The sequence below is a fragment of the Actinomycetospora lemnae genome (genome assembly GCF_028737315.1).
Classification (GTDB): domain Bacteria; phylum Actinomycetota; class Actinomycetes; order Mycobacteriales; family Pseudonocardiaceae; genus Actinomycetospora; species Actinomycetospora lemnae.
Window position 1 is genome coordinate 124,833 of record NZ_JAQZAO010000013.1, and the last position, 16,021, is coordinate 140,853.

At 76.0% G+C, this 16,021-nt stretch carries 10 protein-coding genes; 9 read left to right on the forward strand and 1 reads right to left on the reverse strand.

Translation table 11 applies throughout. The features are described from left to right. Positions 1-2 precede the first annotated feature (2 nt). The 5 genes from recC (at position 3) to PGB27_RS24780 (ending at position 10,208) form a co-directional block, all read left to right on the forward strand. Positions 3-3,245 carry an exodeoxyribonuclease V subunit gamma gene (gene recC, locus PGB27_RS24760; protein WP_274203103.1) on the forward strand — a complete coding sequence of 1,081 codons (3,243 nt, stop codon included), beginning with the start codon at positions 3-5 and terminating at the stop codon, positions 3,243-3,245. Next, positions 3,242-6,625, forward strand: coding sequence for a UvrD-helicase domain-containing protein (locus tag PGB27_RS24765; RefSeq protein WP_274203104.1), 3,384 nt, complete (start codon positions 3,242-3,244; stop codon positions 6,623-6,625). The genes recC and PGB27_RS24765 overlap by 4 nt, the downstream gene beginning before the upstream one ends. Further along, positions 6,622-8,466 carry an exodeoxyribonuclease V subunit alpha gene (gene recD / locus PGB27_RS24770; RefSeq protein WP_274203105.1) on the forward strand — a complete coding sequence of 615 codons (1,845 nt, stop codon included), beginning with the start codon at positions 6,622-6,624 and terminating at the stop codon, positions 8,464-8,466. Before PGB27_RS24765 ends, recD begins: the two co-directional genes overlap by 4 nt. 98 nt (positions 8,467-8,564) lie before the next feature. Beyond that, entirely contained in the window at positions 8,565-9,923 is a 1,359-nt protein-coding gene (locus PGB27_RS24775) for an SLC13 family permease (RefSeq protein ID WP_274203106.1), read from the forward strand. A 27-nt stretch (positions 9,924-9,950) separates the two neighbouring features. Continuing rightward, the gene (locus tag PGB27_RS24780; protein ID WP_274203107.1) at positions 9,951-10,208 is read left to right on the forward strand and encodes a hypothetical protein; all 258 of its coding nucleotides are present in this window, start codon (positions 9,951-9,953) and stop codon (positions 10,206-10,208) included. A 7-nt stretch (positions 10,209-10,215) separates the two neighbouring features. On the opposite strand, the gene PGB27_RS24785 is transcribed toward PGB27_RS24780, so the two are convergent. After that, complete coding sequence (locus tag PGB27_RS24785) at positions 10,216-11,763, reverse strand: carboxylesterase/lipase family protein (protein ID WP_274203108.1); 1,548 nt, start codon at positions 11,761-11,763, stop codon at positions 10,216-10,218. A gap of 219 nt (positions 11,764-11,982) precedes the next feature. Between PGB27_RS24785 and PGB27_RS24790 the strand changes: the two genes are divergently transcribed. The 4 genes from PGB27_RS24790 (at position 11,983) to PGB27_RS24805 (ending at position 15,859) form a co-directional block, all read left to right on the forward strand. After that, positions 11,983-12,645, forward strand: coding sequence for a hypothetical protein (locus PGB27_RS24790; protein ID WP_274203109.1), 663 nt, complete (start codon positions 11,983-11,985; stop codon positions 12,643-12,645). Between the two features lie 4 nt (positions 12,646-12,649). Then, complete coding sequence (locus tag PGB27_RS24795; protein ID WP_274203110.1) at positions 12,650-13,264, forward strand: hypothetical protein; 615 nt, start codon at positions 12,650-12,652, stop codon at positions 13,262-13,264. Positions 13,265-13,429: 165 nt separating this feature from the next. Further along, on the forward strand, positions 13,430-15,016 hold the full coding sequence (locus tag PGB27_RS24800; RefSeq protein ID WP_274203111.1) for an N-acetylmuramoyl-L-alanine amidase: 1,587 nt from the start codon (positions 13,430-13,432) through the stop codon (positions 15,014-15,016). Between the two features lie 39 nt (positions 15,017-15,055). After that, complete coding sequence (locus PGB27_RS24805; RefSeq protein ID WP_274203112.1) at positions 15,056-15,859, forward strand: SirB1 family protein; 804 nt, start codon at positions 15,056-15,058, stop codon at positions 15,857-15,859. Positions 15,860-16,021: the final 162 nt, after the last annotated feature.

The following is a 16,021-nucleotide window of genomic DNA, read 5'->3' on the forward strand; positions in this document are numbered from 1 at the left end:
GCGTGCTCCACGTGCACCGGGCCGAGCGGGCGGACCGGCTCGTCGAGGCCCTCGCCGACGTGCTCGCCGACCCGCTGGACGACCCGTTCGAGGCCGAGCTCGTCGCCGTGCCCACGCGGGGGATCGAGCGCTGGCTCGCACAGCGGCTGTCGCACCGGCTGGGGGTCACCGGGGGCGACGACGGGGTGTGCGCCAACGTCGTCTTCCCCTCGCCCGCCGAGGTCGTGGCCCGGGTGCTGCAAGTCCCCGAGGACGACCCGTGGCGCGCGGAGCGGCTGGTCTGGCCGTTGCTGGAGACCATCGACGCCTGCGCCGACGAGCCCTGGTGCGCGCCGCTCGGGACGTTCCTGGGCGTCGGCGACCCCACGGGCACGCGCAAGGGCCGGCGGTTCGCGGCTGCCCGGCACCTCGCGCGCCTGTTCACCCGCTACGCCGACCACCGGCCCGCGCTCGTCCGGGCCTGGGCGCAGGGCGACGACGCGGGCACGCCGGCGGATCTGCGCTGGCAGCCCGAGCTCTGGCGCCGGCTGCGCGCGCGGCTGGGGGCGGCGAGCCCGGCGGAGACGGTCGCCGACGTCCCCGTGCCCACCGGTTTCCCCGCACGGCTGAGCCTCTTCGGGGCCACCCGCCTCTCGGACACCGAGCTGACCGTCCTCGACGCCCTGGCCGTCGACCACGACGTGCACCTCTGGCTGCCGCACCCCTCGCCGGCGCTCTGGTCGCACCTCGAGGGCCGCACCGCCGAGCGGCGCGCCGACGACGCGAGCGCGCAGGCGGTGGCCCACCCGCTGCTCGCGAGCCTCGGCCGCGACGTCCGCGAGCTGCAGCTGCGCCTCGCCCGTCCCGGACGTGCCACCCGTACCGATCACCACCACGCCGCCGCGCCGACGCCGACCACGCTGCTCGGCCGGCTGCAGGACGACCTGCGCCACGACCGCGCCCCGTCCGCGCGCCCGGCCGTCGACGACGGCAGCATCCGCATCCACCGCTGCCACGGGCCGGACCGCCAGGTCGAGGTGCTGCGCGAGACGATCCTCGGCCTCCTGCGCGCCGACCCGACGCTCGAGCCGCGCGACGTCATCGTCCTGTGTCCCGACATCGAGACGTTCGCCCCGCTCGTCACCGCGGCCTTCGGCCCGGGCGACGGCGAGGAGGCGTCGCACCCGGGGCACCGGCTGCGGGTGCGCCTCGCCGACCGCTCGCTGCGCGAGGTCAACCCGCTGTTCGGGACGCTCGCGACGCTGCTCGACCTCGCCGACGCCCGCGTCACGGCCTCGCAGCTGCTCGACCTCGCCGAGTCCGACCCGGTGCGCCGCCGTTTCCGCTTCGACGACGAGGACCTCCCGCGCCTGCGCGAGCTCGCCGAGCGCGCCGGCGTGCGCTGGGGCCTCGACGCGCCGCACCGCACGGCGTTCTCGCTGGTGCGGTTCCCCGAGAACACCTGGTCGCAGGGGCTCGACCGGCTGCTGGTCGGGGTGGCGATGTCCGCCGACGGCGGTGACTGGCTGGGCGACGCGCTGCCGCTGGACGAGGTCGACTCGGGCGACGTCGAGCGGGTCGGGCGGCTGGGCGAGCTGGTCGACCGGGTCGGGGCGGTCGTCGAGGGCCTGCGCGGCGAGCAGCCGCTGACGGCGTGGATCGGGGCACTGCGGCGCGGGCTCGACGGGCTGACGGCGACGGTCCCGGCCGACGCGTGGCAGCTCGCGCAGGCGCGCGCCGAGCTGACGGCGGTGCTCGAGAGCGCCCCGCACGACCCGGTGATGACGCTGCACGACGTGCGCGCCGTGCTCGCCGACCGCCTCGCCGGGCGTCCCACGCGCGCGAACTTCCGCACCGGCACGCTCACGGTCGCGACGCTCATGCCGATGCGCTCGGTGCCCCACCGCGTGGTCTGCCTGCTCGGCATGGACGACCAGGTGTTCCCCCGCGAGACCCGCGCCGACGGCGACGACGTCCTGGCCCGCGACCCGCGCGTCGGCGAGCGCGACCCGGCCGCCGAGGACCGGCAGCTGCTGCTCGACGCGATCGTCGCCGCGACCGACCACCTCGTCGTCGTCCACTCCGGGGCCGACGAGCGCACGGGCGCCGACCGGCCGCCGGCGGTCCCGATCGGCGAGCTGCTCGACACCCTCGACGCGACCTTCGCCTTCGGTGACGCCCGGCCCGCCCGCGAGCACCTCACCCGCCGCAACCCGCTCCAGCCGTTCAGCGCCGACGACTTCGACGCCGCGGACGGGAAGGCCCCCTTCTCCTTCGACGGCGCCGCGCTCGCGGGCACGAAGGCCCTGCTCGCCGAGCGGTCCGCGCTCGTCCCGTTCCTGCCCGGCCCACTGCCGGTGCGCCCGCGCGAGGTGCTCGACCTCGAGGACCTGGCGCGGTTCGTCGAGCACCCCGTCAAGGCGTTCCTGCGCCAGCGCCTCGGGGTGCACGCGCGCGGCGAGGAGGAGGAGCCGAGCGAGGCGGTGCCCGTCGAGCCCGACGGCCTGGCGCGCTGGGCGATCGGCGAGCGCCTGCTGCGGGATCGGCTCGCCGGCCGTGACGTCGCCGCGTGCATCGCCGCCGAGCGCCGCCGCGGCGACCTGCCGCCGGGGCCTCTCGGCGACCGGCTCATCCGCGACGTCGGGCACCAGGTCGACCCGCTGACCCGGGCCGTCGACGGCCTGCGCGACACGGCCGCCGTCGACGTGGACGTCACCACCGACACCCTCGTCGGCGCGGTCGGCGGGGTGCACGACGCGACGCTGGTGACGGTGACGTTCTCCCGGCTCGCGCCCAAGCACCGGCTGCGGGCCTGGGTGAACCTCGTGGCGCTGACCGCCGCGCACCCGGACCGGCCGTGGCGTGCGGTCACCGTGGGGCGTGGCTGGTCCGGCCGCCCGCCTTCGGTGTCGACCCTGGGCCCGCTGGAGCCCGAGGTCGCCCAGAAGATCCTCGCCGACCTCCTGGCGCTGCACGCCGACGGCATGGTCGAGCCGCTGCCGCTGATGTGCCAGACCTCGGAGGCGTACGCGCTGGCGCGCAGCACGAAGGGCGAGGTCGCGGCGATGAACAAGGCCCGCGACACCTGGACCAGCCGTTATGGCGGCGAGCAGTCCGACCCCGCGCACGTGCTGGTCTGGGGCCGCCGACGAGCCCTCGACGACCTGGTGGGCGCCGCGAACGGGGACGCGCCGAGCCGGTTCGCGGGCCTCGCGACGCGGCTGTGGACCCCGGTCCGCGAGGCCGAGGGGTGGGGCGGGCGATGACCTCCACGCTCACCCGCTCCTTCGACGTCTGCGGCGACCTGCCCACCGGCACCACGGTCCTCGAGGCCAGCGCCGGCACCGGCAAGACGTTCACCATCGCCGCGCTCGCGGCCCGCTACGTCGCCGAGGGCCACGCGACGCTGCCGCAGGTCATGCTCGTGACCTTCGGCCGCGAGGCCACCCGTGAGCTGCGCGAACGCGTCCGTGAGCGGTTCGTGCGCACCGAGCGGGGGCTGGCCGACCCGGCCTCGGCGCGGGCGGGCCGCGAGAAGGACCCCGTCACCGCCCACCTCGCCGACGCCGACGACGCCGAGGTCGCGCGCCGGCGGGCCCGGCTGACCGCCGCGCTCGCCGGGTTCGACGCGGCGACCATCGCGACGACGCACCAGTTCTGCCAGGACATGCTCACCGGGCTCGGGATCGTCGGGGACACCGATCCCGACGGCACGTTCGTCGAGCGGATCGACGACGTGGTCACCGAGGTGGTCGACGACTTCTACCTGCGCAAGTACGCGGTCCCCGGCGCGCCGCCCCCCGACTTCGACCGCGCCGAGGCCCTCGAGATCGGCCGCGCCGTCGTCGGCGACCCGGGTGCACGCATCGAGCCGGCTCCCGACGCCCCGGACGCGGCGGGCGCGCGGGCGTCGTTCGCGACCGCGGTACGCCGCGAGGTCGAGGCGCGCAAGCGGCGCCGGCGCCTGTTCACGTTCGACGACATGCTCACCCGCCTGCACCGCGCGCTGACCGACAGCCGGCTCGGCGAGGCGGCGTGCGCGCGGCTGCGCGACCGGTTCTCCGTGGTGCTCGTCGACGAGTTCCAGGACACCGACCCCATCCAGTGGGACATCCTGCGCGTCGCGTTCCACGGCCACAGCGCGCTGACCTTCATCGGCGATCCCAAGCAGGCGATCTACGGCTTCCGCGGCGCCGACGTCGTCAGCTACCTGCAGGCGGTCGAGTCGGCGGGCAGCCGCGAGGGGCTCGGCACCAACTGGCGCAGCGACGCCCCCCTGGTCCGCGCGCTCGATCAGATCTTCCACGAGGCCGCCCTCGGCGACGAGCGCATCGTCGTGCCCCCCGTCGCGTCCGCACACCCGGGCCGGCGGCTCGTCGGCGCGCCGCGGCCGGCGCCGTTCCGCCTGCGCGTGCTGTCGCGGGCGGGGCTGCGCGCGCAGTGGTCGACCGGGCTCCCGCTGGTCGTCCCGGTGCGCGAGAAGGTCGCCGCCGACCTGGCCGCCGACATCGCCGAGCTCGTCGCCGCCGACTCGCGCTGGGAGGAGGACGGTCGCGCGGACCCGAGCCTCGGCCCGGGTGACGTCGCGGTCCTCGTGCGCACCAACAAGCAGGCCGACCTGGTCCGCGAGGCGCTGACGGAGGCCGGCATCCCGTCGGTGCTCGCCGGCGCCACCAGCGTGTTCGCCACCGAGAGCGCCGAGGAGTGGCTCGTGCTGCTCGAGGCGGTCGAGCAGCCCGGACGCCCCGCGCGGGTGCGGGCGGCCGCGCTGACGGTGTTCCTCGGACACACCGCCACCGACCTCGACGCGCACGCCGACGTCGTGCTGCCCGAGGTCGGCGCGTCCCTGCGGCGTTGGGGGACGGTGCTGCACGACCGCGGGGTCGCGGCGTTCCTCGAGGCCGTCGCCGCCGAGACCGGGCTGGCCGCGCGGGTGCTCGCCCGCGTCGACGGCGAGCGGCGCATGACCGACGTCCGGCACGTCGGCCAGGTGCTGCACGCGGCGTCGGTCGAGTCGCGGCTGGGCGTGGTCGCGCTCGTCGAGTGGCTGCGGGCGCGCATGGCCGAGGCGGCGGCGGGCACCGGCGAGCTGCGGCCCGAGCGCAGCCGGCGCCTCGAGTCGGACGCGAGCGCGGTGCAGGTGCTCACGATCCACAAGTGCAAGGGCCTCGAGTACCCGGTGGTCTACGTGCCGTTCGGGTGGGACCGGTGGGTCGCCGACGACCCGACCGTCGTCACCCACCACGACGAGCACGGGAAGCGCGTGCGCGCCGTCGGCGGCGAGACCGACCCGGCCTGGCGCGAGCACGTCGCCACCGCCCGCGACGAGGACGACGGCGAGGACCTGCGCCTGCTCTACGTCGCGCTGACCCGCGCGCAGGGGCAGGTCGTGTGCTGGTGGGCGCCGTCGACGAACACCTCGGCCTCCGCGGTGCACCGGCTGCTCGTCGGACGCCCCGCCCCCCGCACCGGCCCCGACCGCGCCTACCCCGTGTGGGAGGACGAGCGGGTCCTGGCGCACCTCGAGACGCTCGCGGGCGAGGACATCGCCGTCGAGCGCGTCGAGCCCCGCCGGGCCCTGCCCTACATCCCGCCGGCCGGGCGGGCGCACCCGCTCGCGGCCGCCCTGTTCGACCGGGGCCTCGACCTCGCGTGGCGGCGCTCGTCGTACTCGTCGCTGACCGCGAACGCCCACGCCGGACCGGGGCCGGTGGGCAGCGAGCCCGAGGAGCGCCGGCTCGCCGACGAGACCGACCCCGAGGACGCGCCGGTCCGCGACGCCGACGACGTCGAGCCCCTCCCGTCGCCCATGGCGGACCTGCCCGTCGGCCCGGCCTTCGGCACGCTCGTGCACGCCGTGCTCGAGACCGTCGACACGGGCACCGGCGACCTCCACCGCGCGCTCGTCGAGGCCGTTGGCGCCGAGCTGCGCCACCGGCCGCACGCGGAGGTCGACGCCGCGACGCTGGCCGAGGCGCTGCTGCCGGTGATGCTCACGCCGCTGCCGGCCGGTGGGCCAGCGCGCCTCGCCGACGTCGCGCCGCGCGACCGGCTCGCCGAGCTCGACTTCGAGCTGCCGCTCGCCCGCGGCGACCGCGCGCGTCCGGACGCCGCGCCCGTGACCCTCGGCGCGGTGGCGGGGCTGCTGCGCCGGCACCTGCCCGCGGACGACCCGCTCGCCGGCTACCCCGACGTCCTCGACCACCCGCGCGCCCACGAACTGGGCGAGCAGGTCCTGCGCGGCTACCTCACCGGCAGCATCGACGGTGTCCTGCGCGGGCCCGACGGGCGCTTCGTCGTCGTCGACTACAAGACCAACTGGCTCGGGCCGGTCGGTCCGACGGGCCGGGCGCCGCTGACCGCCGCGCACTACGGGCCGACGTCGATGGCCGCGGCGATGATCGACGCGCACTACCCCCTGCAGGCCGTGCTCTACGCGGTCGCGCTGCACCGGTTCCTGCGCTGGCGGCTGCGCGGCTACGACCCGGAGGCGCACCTCGGCGGGGTGCTCTACCTGTTCCTGCGCGGCATGTGCGGGCCGGAGACACCGGTCGTCGACGGCACGACGTGCGGGGTGTTCGCGTGGAACCCGCCGGCCGCGCTGGTCGTGGCGCTGTCCGGGCTGCTCGACGGGGGTGCGACGTGACGGCGGTCGTTGCTGAGGGGCTCCTCGCCGAGGACGGCGTCCGCGTCGCGACCCGCGCCACCGGGCTGCTCGCCGCGTTCAACGAGCGCGGGGTCCTGGCCGCCACCGACGTCCACGTCGCGCGGCGTCTCGGGCGCCTCGGCGGGGAGACCGACGAGCAGGTGCTGCTCGCCGCGGCGCTGGTCGTGCGGGCGCTGCGGGCCGGGTCGGTGTGCCTGGACCTCGCCGCGGTCGACCGGACGGTGCTGGCCGAGGGCGACGAGGTGGTCGACACCTCCGACCTGCCCTGGCCCGACCCGGCGCCGTGGCTCGCGGCGTGCGCGGCGTCGCCGCTGGTCGGGGGCGACGACGAGGCGGCGACCGGGCGGCCGCTGCGCCTCGTCGATGGGCTGCTCTACCTCGACCGCTACTGGCGCCAGGAACAGCAGGTCCGCGCCACGCTCGCGCAGCGGGCCGCGGCCCCGCCGCCCACCGTCGACGCCGACCGGCTGCGCGCCGCGCTCGACCGCCTCTTCCCGGCCCTCGACGGCCAGCGCCGCGCCACCGCCGTCTGCACGCTGCGCTGGACCAGCGTCCTCGCCGGCGGTCCCGGCACCGGCAAGACGACCACCGTCGCCACGCTGCTCGCCGTCCTGCGCGACCAGGACCCGTCCCTCCGGATCGCGCTCGCCGCGCCGACGGGCAAGGCGGCGGCGCGGATGCAGGAGGCGCTCGCGGAGGTCGACCTCCCGGCGGGTGACCGGGCACGCATCGCGGGGCTCCAGGCCTCGACGATCCACCGCCTGCTCGGCCCGATCCGCGGGTCCTCGCGCTTCCGCCACGACCGCCACCGGCACCTGCCCTTCGACGTGGTGGTCGTCGACGAGACCTCGATGGTGTCGCTGACGCTCATGGCCCGGCTGCTCGAGGCGGTCCGGCCCGACGCGCGCCTCGTGCTCGTCGGCGACCCCGACCAGCTCGCCTCGGTCGAGGCCGGCGCGGTGCTCGGCGACCTCGTCGCGGCACCCGCCGACCCGGAGCCGGAGCTCGACCGCGCGCTCGAGCAGGTCGGCGCGCCCGGGTCGCCGGTGCGGGGCGGGGTGACGGTGCTCGACCGCACCTGGCGCTTCCACGGCACAATCGCCCGGCTCGCGGCGGCGATCCGGTCCGGTGACGCCGACGAGGCGGTCGCAGCGCTGCGGGCCGGCGAGCACGACGTCGTGTTCGTCGAGGACGCCGACCTCACGGCGCGCGACCCGGGCGGGCTGCGGGAGCTGCGCGACGAGGTCGTCGGCAGCGCCGCGGAGACGGAGCTCGCGGCGCTCGACGGCGACGCCCCCCTCGCGCTCGCGCGCCTCGACGAGCACCGCCTGCTGTGTGCGCACCGCCGCGGGCCCTACGGCGTGACCCGGTGGGCGAGCGACGTCGAGCGCTGGCTGGTGGAGTCCGGGCCGGTCGCCGACCGCGACGAGGAGTGGTACCCGGGCCGTCCGCTGCTCGTCACCGCCAACGACCACGACCGCGGCATCTACAACGGCGACACCGGCGTCGTCATCGGCACCCCGCGGGGCCCGCGGGCGGCGTTCGCGCGCGGCGGCGCCCCGGTCGAGATCGCGCCGAGCCTGCTGGACGGGATCGCCACCGTCTACGCGATGACCGTGCACCGCGCCCAGGGCAGCCAGTTCGCCCGGGTGTCGGTGATCCTGCCGCCGGCCGAGTCGCCGTTGCTGACCCGCGAGCTGCTCTACACCGCGGTGACCCGCGCCCGGGTGCGGGTGCGGCTCGTCGGCACCGAGGAGGCCGTGCGCGCGGCGATCGCGCGACCGATCGGCCGGGCGTCGGGGCTGCGTCGCCGGCTCTGACCCTCGGGCGGCTTCAGACGGATTTGACGCCCGGCCACCCGTATGGGCGAATTCTCGTCCCGGCGGGCGGCGTGGCCCGCGCGGCGGGGGAGGTGCGGATGACGCCCGTGATCGTGTCGATCGTGGTGCTGGTGGCGATGTTCGTCATCGCGACCGTGCTGCCGGTGAACCTCGGGGCGCTCGGGTTCGTCGCGGCGGCCCTCGTCGGCGTGCTGGCCGCCGGGATGAGCCTGGACGACGTGCTCGCCGAGTTCCCCGGCGACCTGTTCCTCATCCTGGTCGGGCTGACCTACCTCTTCGCGGTCGCGCACCACAACGGCACCGTCGACCTGCTCGTGCGGTGGTCGATGCGCCTGGTGCGCGGCCACCTCGTCGCCGCACCCTGGATCTTCTTCACGCTGTCCGCGGTGTTCTCGGCGATCGGGGCGCTGTTCGCCGTCGCGATCGTGGCGCCGCTGGCGATGCCGTTCGCCCGCCGCTACGGGGTGAGCCTGCTGCTCATGGGCATGATGGTGATCCACGGGTCGCTGGCGGGCGCGTTCTCGCCGATCAGCGTCTACGGCACCTTCGTGGCCGGCGTCGTCGGGCCCACGGGCATCCCGTTCAGCTCGACGACGCTCTTCCTCGCCCCGCTGGTGATCAACCTGGTGATCGCGGCGGTGATCTTCGTGGTGCTCGGCGGCCGGTCGCTGGCCGGGACGCGGGTGCAGCACGCGGCGCCGACGGTGGCGGGGCGACCGTCGGCGGGGGGTGACGGGGCGCCGGTCGCCACCGAGGGCGCCGGCTCCCCGGACCGGACGGACGACGACGAGGCCGACGACGAGGACGACGACGAGGACGACGACGAGCCGGTCCGGGTCGGGCGCCCGCAGGTCCTCACGCTCATCGGGATCCTGGCGCTGGCGGTGGGCACGGTCGGGTTCAACCTGGACGTCGGGGTGCTGTCGCTGACGATCGCGGTGACGCTCGGGATCCTGTGCCCGGCGGGCCACCGCGAGGCGGCGCAGGGGATCGCGTGGTCGACGGTGCTGCTGGTCTGCGGCGTCATCACCTACGTCGGTGTGCTCCAGGAGGCCGGCACGGTCGACGTCGTCGGGCAGGGCATCGTCGCGCTCGGCGTGCCGCTGCTCGCGGCGCTGCTGCTGTGCTACCTCGGCGGCGTGCTCTCGGCCTTCGCGTCGTCGGCGGGCATCCTCGGCGTCGCGATCCCGCTGGCCCTGCCGTTCCTGCAGCAGGGATCGGTGAGCGCGATCGGGATGGTCGCCGCGCTGGCCGTGGCCAGCACCGTCGTCGACGTCAGCCCGTTCTCGACCAACGGCGCGCTGGTGCTCGCGTCGACCCCGGCCGACGTCGACCGCGACGCCTTCTACCGGCGCATGCTGATCTACAGCGGCGTCGTCGTCGTGCTCGGTCCGCTGCTGGCGTGGGGCCTGCTCGTCGCGCCGGGCTGGCTATAGCGGCTCGCGACCGGGTAGTCCGACCCCATGACCGAGGAGGGCAAGACACCCCAGGCCCGCAACCCCGCCGCCGACCCGGACCACGCGCCGGAGAAGCAGAGCGAGCTCAAGCTGAACGTCGGGATCGGCACCATCGGGACGATCCTGTCGATCGGCGTGGCCCTGATCTTCTTCTTCCTCGAGCACAGCGTCGTCCTCGGGATCGTCTTCCTCGTGGTGGCGCTCGTGGCCGGCGCGATCACGCTCCGCGCCTTCCAGCGCAAGCGGAACGCCCGCCCGAGCTAGCGACCGGTCAGTCGTACCCGCGGAACCCCTCCCACGCGAGCCGGCGCTCGCGGCGGGGGTCGGACTCGACGCGGTCGACCCGGTCGAGGATCTTCGTCAGGCGGGTCTGCGGGTCGTAGGTCGGCCAGTGGGAGGCCGGGGCGCCGTGGTGGGCGAAGTGGATCCAGTCGGTCTGCACGCGCTCCTGCACCCCGCGCAGAGCCTGGCGGCCCCCGAGCGCGGTCAGCCACCTCGCGGCGTTCGTGTCGGCCAGCCCGAACACGGCGTAGAGCTCCATGCCGTGCGTGGCCCGCACGCCCATCAGGTCGAGCACCGGCGTCGTCAGGTCGTAGCGGTAGGCCCACACCGGCCCGCGGTGGGCCTGCACGATCCGGATCGACGGGTACCAGAACATGTAGTCGCCGCCGAGGTCCTTGCGGTGCGGCGTGCCGGCGTAGACGGCGAGCACCTGGTCGCGCAGCTCCGGCTGGGTCAGCGCGAACATCCGCTCCATGCTGTCGTCGCTGACGAGCACGTCGAGCCGTAGCCGGGGCAGCTCGAAGAGCCGGCCCTCGGTGTCGTTGGTGCCGATGATCAGGGGCACGTCGGCCGCCCGGCCGCCCTCGAAGGCGTCGAGCGGCGGCTCGGGCAGCAGGTCGCCGTCGACGACGGGGGCGGTCGGGATGGTGCCGGGCTGGTCGCCGAGCCGGTCGCGCAGCACCTGCGCGGCGCCGAGCAGCTGGTGGGGCGTGGCGGTGGTCAGGCCGGCGAGCGGGTCGTCGTCGGCACCCAGCGCCGTGACGAACCCGGCGGCCCACGCCCGGGCGCGCTGCTGGCCGAACACCATGCCGGGCGCGGAGCTCTCGGCGATGGCGCGGTGGAACAGGCCGCGCGCCGCCGGGGTCGCCATCAGCGTCGTCACCGAGATCGCCCCGGCCGACTCGCCGAAGATCGTGACCTGGTCGGGGTCGCCGCCGAAGGCGGCGATGTTGTCGCGCACCCACTCGAGCGCCGCGATCTGGTCGCGCAGGCCGAGGTTGTTCTCGATCGGCCGCTCGGGGGTGCCGTAGGCGGAGAAGTCGAGGTAGCCGAGCGCGCCGATGCGGTAGTTGACGCTGACGAAGACGCAGTCGCCGCGACGCACGAAGTCGTAGCCGCGGTAGGTCGGGGCCGACGACGCGCCGACGACGAACGCGCCGCCGTAGAACCAGACCATGACCGGGCGGGGCTTGTCAGGGGGCGCGGAGCCCTGCGGAGCCGGACCATCGAGATGGGCGGTCAGGGGCGCGCTGACGTTGAGGGTCAGGCTGTCCTCGGCCATCGGCGTCTTCCTGCCCGCGCCGATGAAGTCTCCGATGCGCTCCTGGATCGGCACGGGCCCGAAGCGCGAGCCGTCGCGCACGCCCTCCCACGGCACCACGGGCTGCGGGGCGCGCAGCCGGTACTCGCCCACGGGCGGGGCCGCGTAGGGGACGCCCCGCCAGGTGTGCACGCCGTGCGTGGTGAGGCCGCGGACGAGGCCGCCGGTCGTCTTGACCTCGGGGCCCGGGGTCGTCACGTGGTGCCGTGAACGCATACCCCGAGTCTGTGCGTCGGGTTCCGTCACCGCCCGTCGATGTGATCGACGAGCCCCTCCCGGGCGTGTCGCGCCCCCGAGTCCGCCCCCTCGACGACAGGACGAGTGGACGTGCTGACACGCTCGGCGGCACATCGCGCCACGCTCGGTCACACAACCGATGGATATTCGCCCTATCGGCCCAGCGTGTCGCGTTGCGGGTGCCGAGGATCTGCCTTGATGGACGTGCAGACGGACGCGGGGGTCGACGCCGCGCTGTGGGGGCTGGAGGCCGCCTTCGTGGCGCACCCGCCCCCGCAGACGCTCGCGGGCTGCCCCCACTGTCACGGAGAGGTGCGGGTCGCCGACGCGGACCCGCTGACGCTGGTGCTCGCCCTCGGCAACACCCTCGGGACCGGCGACGACCTGCGCGCGCTCACCCCGTGGCTCGTGCGCCGGGCGCTGACCGGCGACCGCGTCGACCTGCGCACCGTGCTCGAGCGCATCGCCGAGCACTGGGCCGACTGGACCGACCTCGAGCGCGACGCCGTGCGCGACGTCGTCGACGCGGTGTGGACCGCCCTGCTCGACACGCATCCCGACCATCCCGACGGCGCGACCGCCGTCGCGATGCTCGACAGCCTCGCCGCGCTCGGGGAGCCGCCGGACCGGCTGCTCGCGATCTGGGAGTACAAGGAGATCGCGAGCGCCGACCACCACCTCGCCGAGCTCGTCGTCGACGCCTTCTACGGCGCCCGCGTCGACCCGCGCGTGCTCGTCTGGGCCCGCGCCGACGCCCAGCGCGCCCGCCTCGAGCGCGCCCGCGACCGCGACCGCGGGCGGCCCTGGGTCGGCACGATCACCGCCGCCTGCGACCTGGCGGGCACGGGGGCGCCAGACTGATCGGGTGGCGAGCTCGCGCGGACTGCCCGACACCCTGGTCGACGAGCTGTGGCGGCGTGCGGTCGGCGGGATCGGCCCGTTCTCCGGCGCGCCGGCGGTGGCCGACGACGCGCTGGCCGCGACGGACGACGACGTCGAGGCCGCCGTGCGCCGGGTGGTCGGCGCGCACGTCCGGCTCGCCGCGAGCTCCGGGCTGCTCACGAGCCTCGGCGGCGCCGCGACGCTCGTCGTGACCGCGCCGGCCGGCACCACGGGCCTCTACCTGCTCGGCACGCGCCTCGCGGCGACGATCGCGCACCTGCGGGGCCGCGACCTCGCCGATCCGGTCGTGCGCACCGCGGCGCTGGTCTGCGTCCTCGGGGCCGACGGCGTCGAGCTCGCCGAGCGCACCGGCCTCGACCTCGTCAACGCCTCGCTGCTGCACGGCCTGCGCCGGCTGCCGCCCGAGGTGCGCGCGCAGCTCGACACCCGGATCGGCTTCCGGCTCACCTCGCGGTTCACCCGCCGCGGCGCGCTCAACGTCACCAAGCTCATCCCCGTCGTCGCCGGGCCCATCGGGGCGGGCGCCGACGCGATGGCCATGCGGACGGTGGCGACGTTCGCGCAGGCGCACCTCTGAGATCTCCGGCCGTGGGCCGTCCGGACGCAGCGCGCTCGTCCGGTCACGGGAAGTCACCCGACCGGGCGGCTTCTGGGCGTGGTGGGGCCGATGGTGCCCGTGTGGGGGTCATGGTGTGCCGTCGGCGATCACCGGGAGCGCCGGGCGAGCGGAGGTGCGAGGGCCATGGCCGGGTCCGGGGGACCGCACGGGCACGGGTCGCGCGGGGCGGGCGGACCACGCCGGCGCCGCGCGTCGCGGGCGTGGACGGGCACGATCGCGCTGGCGACGGCGGCGGTGCTGCTGCTGCCGGCCCCCGCGGTCGCAGCACCGGGCGACCCCGCGGTGCCGCCCGTTCCCCCAGGTCAGCCCACCTCGGCCGTGCCGACGGACGCCCCGGCCGGGATCACCCAGCTCGACCCGGCGCACGCGGTCATGCCGCCGGCCGGGCTCCCGCCCGCGGCCCCGGTCCCCGCCGGCATCGCCCCGGTCGGCTTCACCCCCGGCGCCCGCGACGCCACGGGCGTGCGCGAGGTGCGCGGGGACCAGCCGCTGCGCCTCGTCGCCGTCACCTGGACCGGTGCGGCCCCGGACGCTGTCGCCCTGCGCACCACCGACGCGGCCGGGCAGTGGGGCACCTGGACGGACCTCGAGGCCCCGGGCAACGAGCGCGACGACGCCCCGGCCCCGACCGGCGGCACCGACCCCGTGTGGGTCGGCGACCGCACGGCCGTCGAGGTACGGGCGCTGCGCGCGGGGCAGCCGGTGACCGACGAGGTCCAGGTCGTGCGCATCGACCCGGGCGTCGGGAGCAACGACGCCGCGATCGGGGCGCTGGGCTCAGCACGCGGACCGGCCGCGCCGCGCTACGTGACCCGCGCGCAGTGGGGCGCCGACGAGTCGAAGGCCGCCCGTCCCGAGACGACGCCGACGATCCGCGCGGTGACGATCCACCACACCAGCGAGACCAACGACTACAGCCCGGCGGAGTCGCCGGCGATCGTCCGCGCGATCTTCGCGTACCACACGCAGAAGCAGGGCTGGGGCGACATCGGCTACAACGCCCTCGTCGACAAGTACGGGACGATCTTCGAGGGTCGCGCCGGCGGCATGGACAAGGCCGTCGTCGCCGCGCACGCGGGCGGGTTCAACCGCGAGACGTGGGGCATCGCGATGATGGGCAACCACACGACGCTGCCCCCGAGCGCGGCCACGATGAACTCGCTCGCCGCGCTGGCGGCCTGGAAGCTCGGCGGGCTGTACCGCGACCCGAACGAGGAGGTCGAGCTCACCTCGGCCGGCGGCGGCACCTCGCGGTTCCCGAAGGGTCAGTCGACGACGGTCCCCGCGCTGTTCGCGCACCGCGACGTCGGCAACACCTCCTGCCCCGGCGACGTGGGGTACGCGCAGATGGGGCCGCTGCGCGCGAAGGTGAAGGCGCTGATCGACGGGTCGGCCACCGACGTGCGCGCCGCCTGGTCGGCCCGGCGGGCGGTGCTCGGGGAGCCGACGCGCGTCGAGTCCCCGACGGCCGACGGCACCGGGCGCTACACCGACTTCGAGCGCGGGACCGTCGTCTGGTCACCGCGCACCGGCGCCTGGCCGCTCACCGGCGCCATCGCCGCGCACTGGCGCGCGGCCGGTGCCGAGGCCTCGCCGCTGGGCTACCCGACCGGCGCCGAGCGCGACGTGCCCGGCGGGCGCGCGCAGGACTTCGAGCACGGCGCCCTGACGTGGGACCGGGCCACCGGAACGGTGCGCGGACCGGTCTGAGCACGGCGGTCCGTGCCCACGCAGGGCAGGATGCGCGGGATGGACGACGACGGAGCTCGCCGTGCGGCCGTCGACGACGCCGTGGACCGCTTCCTGGCCCTGGTCCGCGGCGGCGAGCCCGACCTGCTCGACGCGGTCCTGGAGATCGCCCGCGCCGCCGACCCGGCCGCCGACGTCGCGGGCGCGCGCACCGAGATCGACCGTCTGGCCGCCGGGGTCACCGACCTCGACGGCCTCGTGCGCCGCCTCTACGTCGAGGAGGGCTTCCACGGCAACCGGGACGACTACTACGACCCGCGGAACTCCTCGCTGACCGAGGTCCTGGCCCGCCGCACCGGCATCCCGATCACGCTGGCGGTGCTGTGCATCGAGGTGGGCCGTCGCGTGGGGATCGAGATCGAGCCGGTCGGGATGCCGGGCCACTTCCTCGTGCACCCCGTCGCGGCCCTGCAGCACCTCGACCCGTTCACCGGCGAGATGCTCGACCGCGAGCAGTGCATCCGCCGCTTCCGCGAGTCGACGGGGCTCGCGCCGGAGGTGCCGTTCGACGACGCGGTGCTCGAGCCGATCGGGACCGAGGCCGTGCTCGTGCGCATGCTGACGAACCTGCGCGGGATCCACCGCGCCCGCGGCGACCTCGCCGAGCTCGGCTGGGTGCTGCGCATGCGCCTGGGGCTCCCCGGGGTCAGCGCGGTCGAGGTCGCCGAGCTGGCCGAGGTCCGGGGCCGGCGCGCCGCCTTCCGCGAGGCCGCCGACCTGCTCGAGGAGTGGGCCGAGGTCCTGCCCCGCGACGCCGAGCCCCTGCGCCGCCACGCCCGCCGCTGGCGCGCGCACCTGAACTGACCCCGTCGTGAGCACTTTCCACGGCTATAGCCGTGTGCTCGTGCTCAGGACATCGGAGACAGGTGATGTCTCAGCACATCGCGGACACTGAGTAGGCCCGCCGGGTGGGCTGGTCGTGATCGTGGCCAGCCTGCCGGGTTGTGGGCAGAACAGGGTTCGAGA

Excerpts from the sequence above, each read along its gene's own strand:
- PGB27_RS24790 (WP_274203109.1), top strand. The coding sequence starts at position 11,983 with ATGGACGTGCAGACGGACGCGGGGGTCGACGCCGCGCTGTGGGGGCTG.
- PGB27_RS24765 (WP_274203104.1), top strand. The coding sequence starts at position 3,242 with ATGACCTCCACGCTCACCCGCTCCTTCGACGTCTGCGGCGACCTGCCC.
- PGB27_RS24785 (WP_274203108.1), bottom strand. The coding sequence starts at position 11,763 with ATGCGTTCACGGCACCACGTGACGACCCCGGGCCCCGAGGTCAAGACG.
- PGB27_RS24800 (WP_274203111.1), top strand. The coding sequence starts at position 13,430 with ATGGCCGGGTCCGGGGGACCGCACGGGCACGGGTCGCGCGGGGCGGGC.
- PGB27_RS24780 (WP_274203107.1), top strand. The coding sequence starts at position 9,951 with ATGACCGAGGAGGGCAAGACACCCCAGGCCCGCAACCCCGCCGCCGAC.
- PGB27_RS24805 (WP_274203112.1), top strand. The coding sequence starts at position 15,056 with ATGGACGACGACGGAGCTCGCCGTGCGGCCGTCGACGACGCCGTGGAC.
- PGB27_RS24775 (WP_274203106.1), top strand. The coding sequence starts at position 8,565 with ATGACGCCCGTGATCGTGTCGATCGTGGTGCTGGTGGCGATGTTCGTC.